The 13,381-nt window shown below is 71.6% G+C and carries 8 protein-coding genes; 4 read left to right on the top strand and 4 right to left on the bottom strand.

Annotation, left to right across the window (positions count from 1 at the left end; genetic code table 11):
* Window positions 1–118: 118 nt before the first annotated feature.
* From J2S44_RS39340 to J2S44_RS39330, 3 genes are read right to left on the bottom strand one after another with little or no spacing between them, the layout of a single operon-like run.
* A complete protein-coding gene (locus J2S44_RS39340) occupies window positions 119–538 on the bottom strand; it encodes a response regulator transcription factor (RefSeq protein ID WP_310425156.1) in 420 nt (139 codons plus the stop codon).
* Between the two features lie 25 nt (window positions 539–563).
* Window positions 564–1,754 (bottom strand): HDOD domain-containing protein, encoded by a 1,191-nt coding sequence (locus J2S44_RS39335; protein ID WP_310425153.1) that lies wholly within the window; start codon window positions 1,752–1,754, stop codon window positions 564–566.
* On the bottom strand, window positions 1,751–2,959 hold the full coding sequence (locus J2S44_RS39330) for a two-component system sensor histidine kinase NtrB (RefSeq protein WP_310425150.1): 1,209 nt from the start codon (window positions 2,957–2,959) through the stop codon (window positions 1,751–1,753). The genes J2S44_RS39335 and J2S44_RS39330 overlap by 4 nt, the downstream gene beginning before the upstream one ends.
* 172 nt (window positions 2,960–3,131) lie before the next feature.
* Here J2S44_RS39330 and J2S44_RS39325 point away from each other — a divergent pair, with 172 nt between their 5' ends.
* Both J2S44_RS39325 and J2S44_RS39320 read left to right on the top strand, forming a co-directional pair.
* Window positions 3,132–5,312, top strand: a complete 2,181-nt coding sequence (locus J2S44_RS39325) for an ATP-binding protein (protein WP_310425147.1) — start codon at window positions 3,132–3,134, stop codon at window positions 5,310–5,312.
* Complete coding sequence (locus J2S44_RS39320; protein WP_310425145.1) at window positions 5,309–6,490, top strand: HDOD domain-containing protein; 1,182 nt, start codon at window positions 5,309–5,311, stop codon at window positions 6,488–6,490. Before J2S44_RS39325 ends, J2S44_RS39320 begins: the two co-directional genes overlap by 4 nt.
* A gap of 40 nt (window positions 6,491–6,530) precedes the next feature.
* Here J2S44_RS39320 and J2S44_RS39315 read toward each other — a convergent pair whose 3' ends face one another.
* Entirely contained in the window at window positions 6,531–7,715 is a 1,185-nt protein-coding gene (locus J2S44_RS39315) for an HD domain-containing phosphohydrolase (protein WP_310425142.1), read from the bottom strand.
* A 94-nt stretch (window positions 7,716–7,809) separates the two neighbouring features.
* Between J2S44_RS39315 and J2S44_RS39310 the strand changes: the two genes are divergently transcribed.
* On the top strand, window positions 7,810–9,984 hold the full coding sequence (locus tag J2S44_RS39310) for an ATP-binding protein (RefSeq protein WP_310425137.1): 2,175 nt from the start codon (window positions 7,810–7,812) through the stop codon (window positions 9,982–9,984).
* A 117-nt stretch (window positions 9,985–10,101) separates the two neighbouring features.
* Window positions 10,102–13,164 (top strand): PAS domain S-box protein, encoded by a 3,063-nt coding sequence (locus tag J2S44_RS39305; RefSeq protein ID WP_310425134.1) that lies wholly within the window; start codon window positions 10,102–10,104, stop codon window positions 13,162–13,164.
* Window positions 13,165–13,381 lie beyond the last annotated feature (217 nt).

Genomic DNA, 13,381 nt, shown 5'->3' with positions numbered 1-13,381 from the left:
GCTGGATTCGATAGGTGAGCTGAGCATCGGCGCCCCGGTCGGGTGTCTGAGGAAACCCCCGGATCGCAACCACGGCGCTAACCCTCCGACTACGACGGCACCGCCGAACGCGCCGTCATCACGGTCGCGATTCCGGGCGGAACGCGCCGGGAAAGTCCTCACCGACGGTCGGGACGCGGGTGCCGAGCGCTCCCTCGACCAGGTCCAGTACGTCCTCGGCGGTGAAGGGTTTGGCCAGGTAGTAGTCGACCCCGTCGGCCCAGCCGCGGGATGCCGAGTCCGGGTCGGCGGCGGCGGTGAGCATCAGGACGGGCACGGGATCGCCCTCCTGGGCGCGGATGCTGCGCAGCACGCCGTAGCCGTCCAGGCCCGGCATCATCACGTCCAGGATCACGAAGTCGGGGCGGACGACCTCCAGGGCCCGCAGGCCGTCATGGCCGTCCACGGCCACCGCGACGACGTGGCCGTCCATCTCCAGCAGGTCGGTGAGCAGTTGCCGGATCCCCGGGTCGTCGTCCACCACCAGGATCGTCGCCATGTTCTCTCCGTCGTCTGCGCTGTGGTCAGGACTCGAGGCGCTCGGTGGCGCGCGCGGATGCCGCGTGGGCCGCCCGGTGCCAGTCGGTGTCGCGGGCGGCCAGTTGCGGGTGGGACAGCAGCCGTGCCAGTTCATCCTCGTGCTGTCCGTCGGCCGGGTCACAGGAATCGGTCTGTTGCACCAGAAGGTGGGCGGTGCGCAGGGCTCCGGGCACGCCGAGGCCCGACTCGGCCGGCTCGTGCGGCAGGTCGCGTTCGGCGACCGCGGCCACGATCGGCGAGGGCAGTCCCCACAGGTGCAACAGCTCCACGCCGATGTCCCGGAACGGCACCCCGGCGTCGCCGCCCGGGGTGTCGGGCGGGGTGCGCGCCTCGGTGATCTCGGGCGGGGCCGCGATCGCGGCGAGCCGGCCGACGTCCTGGAGCATGGCCGCGGCCTGCGCGTGCGGGCGGTGGGCCGGCGAGGCGACCTGTTCCGCGAGCAGCATGGTGGCCACCGCGTGCCGCCAGATCGACCGGACGGACGCGGCGACCGCCGGGGACCGGGTGACCGGTTCCCGGTGCGCCGCGCCGGCCCGCGCCAGGGCCCGGACCGTCGAGATCCCCACGGCGCTGATCACCGCGGTGACGGAGGCGTTCTTGGGCCGGGACCCGAAGAACCCCGAACTGGACAACTGGAGCACCTTGGCGGTCAACCCGATGTGCCGGACGACCGCGCCGGCCAGCCGGTCGTGGTCCACCTCCGCCGCGCTGAGCAGGTCGATGAGTTCGGCGTCCTGCTGGGGAAGCGTGGGCAGCATCCGTACCGACCCGGCGACTCGACGGGCCTGTTCCCCGTGCCTCGGTGACGTGCGGATCATCAGCTGGTCGATGACGTCGATGACGGCTTCGCCCTCGATCGGCTTCGGCAGGAACCGGTGACCGGCGATGGCCGCCTTGATCGCGGCGTCCTGCTCCGTGTGCCCGGAGAGCACGACCCGGGCGGTCCCGGGGTGCAGCCGGCTGACCTCGGTCAGCAGTTGGGCCCCGTCCATGCCGGGCATCCGCATGTCGGACACGATCACCGCACAGGGTGATTCGGCGAGGATCTCGAGCGCCGGCTCCCCGCCCGGGACGAAGGACATGTCCCATTCGTGCCGTTTGGCGCGCAGCGACCGGCGCAGGCCGTCGAGGATGTTCGGTTCGTCGTCGACGAAGACGATCCGGGGCGTGCTCATGCCGCTGTACGCCTTCCGACGATGGGCAGGCGGAGGGTGAACGTGGCTCCCGCACCGGGCCGGGAGTCGACGTCGATGGTGCCGCCGTGTTTCTCGCAGATCGCCACGGCCAGCGCGAGGCCCTGACCGGTGCCCTTGCCGACCGCCTTGGTGGTGAAGAACGGCTCGAAGATCAATTTCTGGATCTCCTCGGGGATGCCGGCTCCGTCGTCGGCGAAGGTGATCACGACGGTCCGGTCCTCGACGCGTGTGCTCACCCGGATCTCACCACGCCGCTCCCGGCCCTCCATGGCGTCGGCCGCGTTCACCAGCAGATTCAGGAAGACCTGGTTGAGGTCGCCGACATGGCACAGCATCTCGGGGATCTCGCCCAGGTCGAGCACGACGTCGGCGACGTACTTGACCTCGTTACGGACCACCGCGAGCGTGGTCCGGATCGCCTCGTTCAGGTCGGCGTACGCGCGGTCCTCCGTACCCTTGAAACTGAACGCCTTCATCGCCTTCACCAGCGACGCGACGCGCTCGATGCCCTCGAGGCTCTGCGCGACCGCGGTCGGCACCTCGGACGTCAGGTACTCCATGTCGGCGGCCCGCTCGGCCTCCGTCGCCCGGCGCTTGCGCTCCTCCCACGGCAGTTGCCCGGAGTCCGGCTCCAGGCAGTCCCGGTAGACCACCAGCAGTTCCAGCATCTGCCGGTACGCCTCGGCGAGGAACCGGGTGTTGTCGCCGACGAACTGGATCGGCGTGTTGATCTCGTGGGCCAGCCCGGCGGAGAGCCGGCCGAGGGATTCCAGCTTCTGGTCGTGGCGGTCCTCGACCTCGCGCCGCTGCCGGCGGCGTTGCTCCGTGGTGTCCCGGAAGACCACGACGACGCCGGTGACCACCGCACCGGCGTGCAGCGGCGCGGCCGAGTACCGGACCGGGAAGACGGAGCCGTCCCTGCGGACGTACGTCTCGTTGTCGATCTCCGCCGGCTCGCCGGTGGCGTACACCCGCGTCAGCGGGCATCCGGTGGGCGACAGCGGGACGCACGTGTGCACCGTCTCGTGCACGTTCCGGCCGAGAAGCTCCCGCTCCGCCCAGCCGAGCATCCGGGCCGCGGCCGGGTTGACGACGGTGAGGCGACCCTGCTCGTCCGTGGTGTACAGGCCGTCCGCCATGTTGTCCACGGCGATGGAGCGGAACTCCTCCGCCTGCTTCGACATGCGGAACTCCCCTCCCGGGACACGCCGTCACGAACCGGCCTCCTGCGGGGCCCATCGGCCTGGACGGGTGACAGTTGAGTTCGCTGATCGGCGGGTTTGACTCAGCTGTGCCGGTTACGGTGCCGATGCCACTGACAGGGGTGTTCGGTCTCGGCCGGTGCGGGAGGCGACGATGCTGTCCAGAGATATGTTCGTGCATCGATGGCTCTCCGGGACCGACACGATGCTCGGCCAGATCCGGACCCTCTTCCTCGGGCTGCTGATGCTGTGGCCGGCGTTCGGCCTGTGGGGCGTGGAGGCACACGGCGACCTGACCCGGGCCGTGACCGTGGTCGTCCTGATCGTGGTGCTGCAGGCATGGTCGTACGCCGGATATCGCCGGCAGGGTTTCCCCGTCTGGAGCTGGATTCCCGAAGGCCTGTGCGTCCTGCTCGTGCTCGGCGCCTCGGACTTCGTCGCCGCCGTCGGGCTGTGTTTCATCTGGGTCAGCTTCCGCGCGCTCTACGGCCAGGCACGGGAGAAGCTGCTCGGCGCGGGCGTGGTGGCCGGCATCATGGCGACCGGGTTCGAGGTGTTCCACACCGGCTCCGGCAGCGCCATGTCGCTGATGTTCACCGCCCTGCTGTCGTTGACCGTCACTCACTTCCTGGCCCGCGTCAGCCGGGCCCGGGACCGCGCCGCCGCCCGGGAGAGCGCCATGGCCTCGGCCGGCGCGGGGCTCGCGGCCTCGACCAGCCGGGCGGACGTGCTGGATGTCGCCCTGGGCGCGGCGCTGGCCCTGGACCGCCGGGTGCACGCCGCGCTGATCTTCACCGTCGCCGGGCCGGCCCTGCACGTGGTCGCCGCGGCCGGGCACGTCGGCACCGAAGCGGTCGGCTGGGTGACCGAACTCGACCGGCTGCCCCCGCAGGCGCGGGAGACGCTGCGCTCCGGCGGCTACACCGTCGTCACGGACGACGCGGCGGGCTCGCTGGCCGACGTGCTGCGGCTGCCGCGACACCACGCGATCGGCATGGCGCCGCTGGTCGCGCACGAGAGCACGTTCGGCATGCTGGTGCTCGCGCTCGACCGGCACCCCATCGACGACCTGTCCGCCGCGGTGCTCACCCTGGCCGGCGAGACCGCCCTCACGCTGGACCAGATGCTGGTCAGATCCCGGCTGAGCGTGGTCGTCGAGCACCTGCCGGACGCGCTGCTGCTGGCCGGTGAGGCCGGCACCATCCGGTTCGTCAATCCGGCGGCGGAGGCCATGTTCGGCCGGAGCCGGGACGAACTCGTCGGCGCCCCCGTGTGGAGCCTGCTCCACCCGCAGGACGTGGCCTCCCTGCTGGAGACGAGGGCGGAGGGCCCGTCCCCCCGCGTGTGCCGGATGCGCGGCACCGACGACATGCCGTGGGTCGAGGTCGAGGCCCTGCTCGAGCACGCGACCGAGCACGACGGCTCCCGCAGCATCGTCCTGACCGCACGCGACATCTCCGAACGGCAGCGCCTGGAGCTGGAGCTGCGGCACGCGCAGAAACTCGAGTCGATCGGCCGGCTCGCCGCCGGCATCGCGCACGAGATCAACACGCCCATCCAGTTCATCGGGGACAACGTCCGTTTCATGGAGAACTCGTTCGCGGACCTGGTACGGCTGTGGGACACCTACCGCGAGCTGGCCGCGGCGGCGACCGGGCCGGACGACCTGGCCGAGACGAGGCGGCGCATCGACGAGCTGGCCGAGGAACTCGAGATGGACTACCTGATGGACGAGGTGCCGAAGGCGATCGCCCAGACGCTCAAGGGCGTCAACCGGGTGGCCGGGATCGTCCGGGCGATGAAGGCGTTCGGTCACCCCGGCACCGAGGAGAAGGCGCCGGCGAACCTCACCGAAGCTATCCAGAACACGCTCGTGGTCGCCAACAACGAGATCAAGTACGTCGCCGACGTCGAGACCGACCTGGCCGACCTGCCGCTCGTCTACTGCCACCTGGGCGACATCAACCAGGTGCTGCTGAACCTCCTCGTCAACGCCGCGCACGCGATCGCCGCCGCGAACCGCGGCCGGGGCACCATCCGGGTCTCCACCACCGTGGACCGCGGACATGTCGTGATCAACGTCGCGGACACCGGTACCGGGGTACCGCCCGAGATCGCCGACAAGCTCTTCGAGCCGTTCTTCACCACCAAGGAGGTCGGCACCGGCACGGGCCAGGGTCTTGCGCTGGTACGGAGCCTGGTGGCCGACCGGCACGGCGGCACGGTCGACTTCACCAGTGAGGTGGGGGTGGGCACGGTCTTCACCGTCCGGCTGCCGATCTCCCCGGGTGACGTGGCCGCCGTGTCCGCGAAGTCGCTGGAGGCGCAACGGTGACGCAGCGACCGCACGTGCTGTTCGTCGACGACGAGCCGATGATCATCGACGGTCTGCGCCGCATGCTGCGTATCTGCCGGGACCGCTGGACCATGTCGTTCGCGGAGAGCGGCGCGGCGGCGCTCGACATCATGCGATCCCGGCCGTGCGACGTGGTGGTGACGGACTACCGGATGCCGGAGATGGACGGCGCGGCCCTGCTGGAACAGGTACGTACCGAATTCCCCGGCGTGGTGCGCGTCATCCTGTCCGGCCAGACCAACGAGAGCAACCTGCTGCGGATCATGGTGCTGGCACACGAGATGCTGAGCAAACCCACCACGCCCGAGGTGCTGATCGCCGTCATCGAACGCCTCCTGGACGCGCGCATGCGGACCGGCAGCGGTCAGCACAGCGCCGTGGCCTTCGTGGAGTCCCTGCCCAGCCCGTCCCACACGTTCGTCGAACTGCTGGCGGCGCTCGAAGACGAGGAGGCGTCGGCACAATCCGTCGGTACGGTGATCGAGAAGGATCCCGCCGCCGCGGCGAAGGTCCTGCACCTGGTGAACTCGTCGGCCTACACCGCGGGCCACAAGGTCAGCGACGTGGCACAGGCGGTCACGCTGCTCGGCCTGCACACCGTGCGTGGCCTCGTGATGATGCACGACCTGATCCGGGTCTTCGACGCCGACGCCGCCCTGCCGGCCACCTGGATCGACGCGCTCACGCTGCACGCCGTCGAGACGTCCAGACTGGCCCGGCTGCTCGGCGCCGGAGCCGGCTGGCAGAGCGACGCGTTCACCGCGGGCCTGCTGCACGAGGTCGGCCAGCTGGTGCTGGCGTCGGCCCGGCCGGGTGACTTCTGCGACGCACTCGGCAACTGGACGTCCGGGGACCGCGACCTGCACGTGTACGAGCAGACCGCCTTCGACGCCTCGCACGTCCAGGTGGGGGTGAGCCTGCTGGGTCTGTGGGGCCTGCCGACGGCGGTGATCGACGCGGTCGGCGGCCACACCACGGTGCCCGGCCCCGGCCCGGCCACGGATCCCGCCTCAGCGGTCGCCCTGGCCCACCGGATCACCGAGGCCGACCTCGGGCCCGTCTGCGGCCCGCACACCGGCACCGCCCTGGACGAGGACGAGCTCGACGCGAGCACGCGGGCGGCCGTCAGCCGGTGGCGCCGGGAGCGCGCACACTGACCGAGCGGTACGCCCGGCCCGCGATCGTCCGGGCGGCTCGTCAGCCGGTGGCGCCGGGGTCGGCCGGTCCGGCGTCCGGCGCGTCCACCACCATCAGCGGCTCGGCCACCCCGTCCTCCAGTTCCGCGAAGTTCCGCAGCCGGGTCAGCAGGCCCGGTGTGACCTCCGGCCCGGCGCCGACCAGCAGCACGCCGGAGAGGCTGGTCACCGGCGCGGCCAGCACCATCCCGCACTGCAGCTCGGCCAGGGCGACGCCGCGCACCCCACCGGCCGCGGCGGCGACCGTGGCCAGTGCGTCCAGCAGCACCGGGTCGTAGCGGCCGGCCCGGGACCGCAGCGTCGCGATCGCGACGGCCGGCACGGTGCCGCGGGCCAGGAGCTCGTCGTGGTCCTCGACCAGGTGCAGCAGCCGGCCGCCGAACGGGATCGACTCGCCGGCCGTCCCGTCCTGGGGTGTTCCCGAGCCGTCGAAGCCCTTCCGTGAGTACCTGATCGCCTCCGCGACCGGGCCCAGTCGCGGGATCGGCGAGATCAGCTGCTCGGCGACCTCGGTCATCCGGTCGGCCATCGCCTGCTCGGCGTCGCTGAGCGTGTCCCCCGCGGCCAGCCGGTCGGCCACCACCGGCGGCAGCGACACCACGCCGAGCTGGGACATCTGCACGGCGAGCTCGGCCGCCCACCGGTCCTCCACCTCGACGAGGTCCAGCATCGCCGACGCGACCCGGCGCATGCGCGTACCCCGGCCGAAACCCGCGGGGCTGACCAGCGAGAGCACCTCGGTCAGCGCCTGCACGCTCCCCCGCAGCGTCTGCTCCAGCAGCTCGCGCTCCGCGACCACCAGCCGGTGCTGTGCCACGCAGTCACGCAGCGCCGCGCACATCGTCTCGTGGTCGACCGGCTTGAGCAGCATCCGGAACACGCCGCCCTGGTTGACGGTGAGCGCCGCGTCCGCGAGGTTCGTGTGCCCGGTGAGCAGCATCCGGGTCGCGGACGGCACCGCCTTCTTCGCCGCGGCCAGGAACTGCGCGCCGTTGATCCCGGGCATCATGAAGTCCGACACGATGACCTCGAACGGCGCACCCTTGCCGAGCGTGAAGAGCCCGTTCGCGGCACCGACCGCCGTCTCCACGTCGAACTCCCGCCGCAGCTGCCGCCGCAACCCGTCGAGCAGATCCGGCTCGTCGTCCACCAGCAGAATGCGCGGCGAGCCACCCGGTCCAGCCATCTCTGCCCCCGCACCGATCCGGCACACATGCGTCGGAATGACAATAAACCGCTGCACTTGCTCCTAGCCTGCATATGGGAGAGCGAGGTGCGCGATGAATCTCGGCCACGACTCGACGGGCACCGCCGGCCCGGGTGCTCACGCCGACGCGACACCGCACGCGCGGGCCGGGCCCGGCGTCGCCACGGCGCTGGCGCGTACCGCCGGGTTCTCGGTCCTGTATCTGGCGGCCACGTGGGCCGGCCGCCTGACGGTCATGGACGGCACGAACCTGAGCATGGTGTGGCCCGCAGCCGGCGTCGCCGCGCTGTGGTTCCTCACCGCGCGGCATCCGCGATGGCGCCGGCTCGACATGCTGTGTCTGTCCGCCGTCACCATGGCGGTGAACGTCGCCACCGGCGCGCCCACGGTCATGGCCGTCATGTTCGTCCTGGCGAATCTGGCGCAGGCGCTCATCTTCGCCCACCTGTTCCGTCGCTGGCTGCCCGGTCTGTGGGGCGGCGGTGGCGACCGGCCGCTGAGCCGGCTCACCCACCTGTGGCGGCTGCTGGCCGTCTCCGTGATCAGCACGGTCTGCGGCGCGCTGATCGGGCCCACCGCGGTGTGGCTGGTCGACGGCGCCTACTCGGTGCCGGCCGCCGCCGTGTGGCTGACCCGGAACACCGCCAGCATGCTGCTCATCGGCGCGGCCGGGCTGCGCCTCGGATACCTGCTGAGCGCCTACCCGGCCGCCGGCCCCACGGCGTCGTCGCGGCGTACCGCGCTGCGTGCGGTGTGGCGTGCGACGTCCTGGCCGCGCCGGGCGGAGTACGCGGCCGTCGTGACGGTGTCGGCCGCGGCGTACATCGTCGCCTTCGGCATCGATCATGGCCTTCCGCTGGCGTTCCCGCTGATCGTCATGACCGTCTGGGCCGGCCTGCGCCTGCACACCACCTTCGTCGTGCTGCACGACCTCGCCTTCGGCAGCCTCGCCGTCAGCTACACCCTGCTCGGCCTCGGCCCGTTCGCCGCGATCGAGTCGTACCCCACCCGGGCCCTCATCGTGCAGCTGTTCGTCGGTATCGTCGCCGTCGTGGGCCTGGCCGTCGCCCTCGGCCGCGACGAGCGCGCGGAGCTTCTGCGCACGCTGCGGCTGGCCCGGACCACCGCCGCCGAACAGGCCACCGTGCTGCGCACCATCGTGGACTCCATGGGCGAGGGCCTGGCCGTGATGGACGCCGACGGCCGGTTCCTGATGCGCAATCCGGCCGCCGCCACGCTGCTCGGTGGCGTGACCAGCCCGACCGGCAGGATGGCCGACAGTTCCTTCTACGGCCTGTTCCACACCGACGGCAGGCCGATCGCCGCCGACGAAATGCCGTTCCGGCGCGCCCTGCGCACCGGTCAACCGCAGGGCATGGACATGGTGGTACGCAACGCCGCGCTCCCCGCCGGCCGTGTCCTCGCGGTCAACGCGACACCACTTCCGGAGCCGATCGCCGGTACGGCGTACGCGCTGAGCATCTTCCACGACGTGACCGCCGAACGCCGCCACCGCGACGAGCTGGCCGCCTTCGCGGGGGTGGTCGCGCACGACCTCGCCAATCCGCTGACCACCGTCGAGGGATGGGGCGAGGACCTGCCCGAGCTGATCCGCACCGCGCCGGAGCGCGCGCTCGACGCGATCGGCCGCATCAACCGCGCGGCCGCCCGCATGCGCACCCTCATCGTGGATCTCCTGGACTACACCACCGCACGCGACGCCACGCTCAGAACCACCCGCACCGACCTGACCGCGACGGCGACCGGCATCGCGGCCGCCCGCGTCGACCAGGCCAAGGGCGTCGACGCGCCCGTCCCGCGCTTCACCATCGGCGACCTGCACGCCGTCCACGCGGACCCGGCGCTGATCCGCCAGCTGCTGGAGAATCTGATCAGCAACGCGATCAAGTACACCGCCCCGGGGATCACCCCGCACATCACCGTCACCACCAGCCGTCACGACGACGTGGTCGAGGTCGCCGTCGGCGACAACGGCATCGGCATCCCCGCCGGCGAGCACCGGGCCGTGTTCGGCAACTTCCACCGCGCCCACCCGACCGCCGGCTACACCGGCACCGGGCTGGGCCTGGCCATCTGCGAACGCATCGTCGAACGGCACGGCGGCACCATCACCGCCTCCGACAACCCGGCCGGCACCGGCACCGTCATCACGTTCACCGTCCCCGCCGCCGACACCGCGGCCGACAGCGCGGCGGCACCGTCCCGGTCCGTCGCGTACGCGACCTGAGGCCCGGCACGGCGTGACCGGTGGCCCGGCTTTCCGAACGAGGCTCACCATTATGTCGTAGCCTGAGGGGAATTCGCCCCTATTGTCGGCCGACCTGCCGGCGGGACTGAGGCTCCGATGGCGTTGATCCTGGTGACGTCGGTGTTCGCGGTGATCCTGGCGTGGGTGTCGTGGCAGTACCTGCGCCGCCGGGACCCGCTGATGCGTGACGTGATGTTGATGTTCGCCTCGGTCGCGATGCTCTTCGTGCTCGGGGCGGTCCGGCTGCTCACCGGCCCGCTGCCACAGCCGGTGACGATGCTGGCGGTCGCGCTGCTGATGGCCAAACCGCTGTTCACCCTGCGGCTGGTGAGCTGGCTCTGCCCGGTCCCGGCGTGGTGGTGGTACGCGGCGGTCCTGGCGTGGCTGGTGAGCGTGGCGCCGGCCGTGGCGTCGTCGGCCGGGCCGCTGCCCCGGCCGCAGTTGTGGCCGGCGCTGGTGGTCTTCTTCGTCCTGGAGACGGTGGCGACGTGGCTGCTCGGCACCCAGGCGCGCCGGCGTGGCGGCGCCGCCCGCGCCCGGTTGTGGTGTGCGACCGCCGGCACCGGCCTCTTCGGTGTCGCGGTGCTGCTGTCCGCCGGCGGCCGGGAGACGTGGCTGCAATCCCGGGTGCTGGCGGTGGTCTCCGGCCTGCTGTACCTGGTGGCGTTCGCGCCCCCGCGCTGGCTGCGCCGGATCTGGGCGCGCGGTGCGGCGTACGCGGTGACCGATCTGCTGCTGGACGCGCCGACCGCGGAACCGGCGGCGCGCACCTGGCGGCGCTACTGCGAGGGCGCCGTACGCGTCCTCGGGACGGATGCCGTGGTGGTGCTGATGCCGGGCGCCGGCGAGATGGTCCGCGTGGCCGGCTGCGCCGGCACGCTCGTCGACCTGGTATGCACCCGGCGGGGCCTCGACGAGCTGCTGGACGTCGGCGCGACGATCGACGCGCTGGCGGGATGGGCTCATCCACCCGCGGTGGCGGTCAGGTTCGCCCAGGCCACCGGCACGCGATACGTCACCGTCGCACCGGTACCGGGCGCGGACGGCCGCGGTGCGGTACTGCTGCTCAACCGGTACCGCAGCCTGTTCGCCGAGGACGACGTCGCCGCGTTCACCATCCCGGCCAGGCACGCCGCGGCGCTGGCCGAGCGGGCGCAGACCCTCGCGGAACGGGAACAGCTGGCGGTGATCGTGGAATCGTCACACGACGCGATCATCGGCAAGTCCCTGGACGGTGTGATCACCAGCTGGAACGCCGGTGCCGCACGGCTCTACGGGTACTCCGCCGGCGAAGCGGTCGGCCGGCACGCGTCCATGCTCTTCCCGCCGGGCCAGGAAGCGGTCGAAGCGCAGTTCATGGCCCGCATCGCCCGGGGTGAACGCGTCGACCAGCAGCGGGTGACCCGCCGGCGCCGCGACGGTGCGGTGATCACCGCGGTGCTGACCATGTCACCGATCACCGACGCGGACGGCCGGGTCACCGGCGTGGCGTCGGTGTCGCGCGACATCAGCGAACGCCAGCGCGCCGAGGCGATGTTCGAAGAGGTGCTGGAAGCAGCCCCGGACGCGATGATCGGGGTCACCGACGAGGGCACCATCACCCTGGTCAACGCGCAGGCCGAACGGCTGTTCGGCTACCAGCGCGACGAGTTGGTGGGCCAGTCGGTCGACATCCTGGTGCCCGAGCGCCATCGTGGCGGGCACCATCATCATCGCGACCGTTACTTCGCGCATCCCCGCAGCCGCCCGATGGGCGCCGGCGCCGCCCTGGCCGCGGTGCGCAAGGACGGCAGCGAGTTCCCCGCCGAGATCAGCCTGTCCTCGGTGACCACCGACCAGGGCATGATCGTCACCACCGCGATCCGTGACGTCACCGACCGGCTGATCGCCCAGGCCGAACGCGAACGCCTCATCACCCAGGCCGAACGCGACGCGGCCGAGAAACGCCTGCAGCACACCCGCCGGCTGGAGAGCCTCGGCCAGCTCGCCGGCGGTGTCGCGCACGACTTCAACAACATCCTCGCCGTGATCAGCAACTACTCCACGATGATCGCCGAGGTGATCGGGTCGCCGGACCCCGCTCCCGAGGACATGGCCGCCGCCCGCGTCGACCTCGGCCAGATCAGCCGCGCCGCGGAACGCGCCACCCGGCTGACGAAACAGCTGCTCGCCTTCGGCCGGCGCGACATCACCCAAGCCGAGGTGATCAACCTCAACCACGTCATCGGCGACGTCGAGCAGATGCTGCGCCGCGCGATCGGCGAACACATCCACCTGATGACCACGCTGCACCGGGATCTGTGGCCGGTCTACGCCGACCCCGGGCAGGTCGAGCAGATCCTGGTCAACCTCGCCGTCAACGCCCGCGACGCGATGCCCGGCGGCGGCACCCTGTCCATCGACACCAGCAACGCCGAGATCGGCGACGCCGACCTCACCAGCTCACCCCTGCCGGTGGGCCGGTACGTGCGGGTCCGGATCAGCGACACCGGCACCGGCATGCCACCGGAGGTCATCGAACGCGCCTTCGAGCCGTTCTACACCACCAAACCCAAGGGCTCCGGCACCGGCCTCGGCCTGGCCACCGTCTACGGCATCGCCACCGCCGCCGGCGGCGACGTGCACCTCTACTCCGAGAACGGCATCGGCACCACCGTCACCGTCGTCCTGCCCGCCGTCGACGCCCGCCGCCCCGAGCCCGGCTCCCCCGCCGACGCCACGGTGATCGCCGAGCCCGCCGCCGCCGAGGCACCGCACGAGACCATCCTGATGGTCGAGGACGAGGACGACCTGCGCGTGATCACCGGCCGCATCCTGACCCGCGCCGGCTACCACGTCCTCTCCGCCAGCGGCGGCGAGCAGGCCCTGCACCTGGCCCAGACCCACCCCGACCGGATCGACCTGCTGCTCACCGACGTGATCATGCCGAAGATGACCGGCAACGAGGTCGCCGCCCGCGTCCGCGCCATCCGGCCCGGCATCCCCGTGCTGTACATGTCCGGCTACGCCGAACCCGTCCTCACCGGCAACGGCACCCTGCCCGACGGCGTCACCATCGTCGAGAAGCCCTTCACCAGCCAGGAACTCCTCAACCGCGTCCGCGCCTTCGTACACCCGCCCGGCACCCGAACACCACAGGAAGCCCACCACACCGGCTGACCACCGCGAAGGCAGAGTCGACTGGGCGTCAGCGGCCCGCTCGGTGTCGTGTCATGACCCGGCGCACCACGGTGGCCGAGCCGGCGACGACGTGGTCATCCGGCATGTACCGGTGCGGCAACGCCTCGGTATGTCCGGCTTCCACGGCGCCGGCGTGCGCCGCTCCGAGGCACAACGAGAAGTAAGGTGATCAGTCGAAGCAACCTCATCAACAAGG

Origin of the sequence: Catenuloplanes niger (assembly GCF_031458255.1) — a bacterium.
In the GTDB taxonomy this organism is placed as follows: domain Bacteria; phylum Actinomycetota; class Actinomycetes; order Mycobacteriales; family Micromonosporaceae; genus Catenuloplanes; species Catenuloplanes niger.
This window is presented reverse-complemented; position numbering and strand designations above follow the sequence as displayed.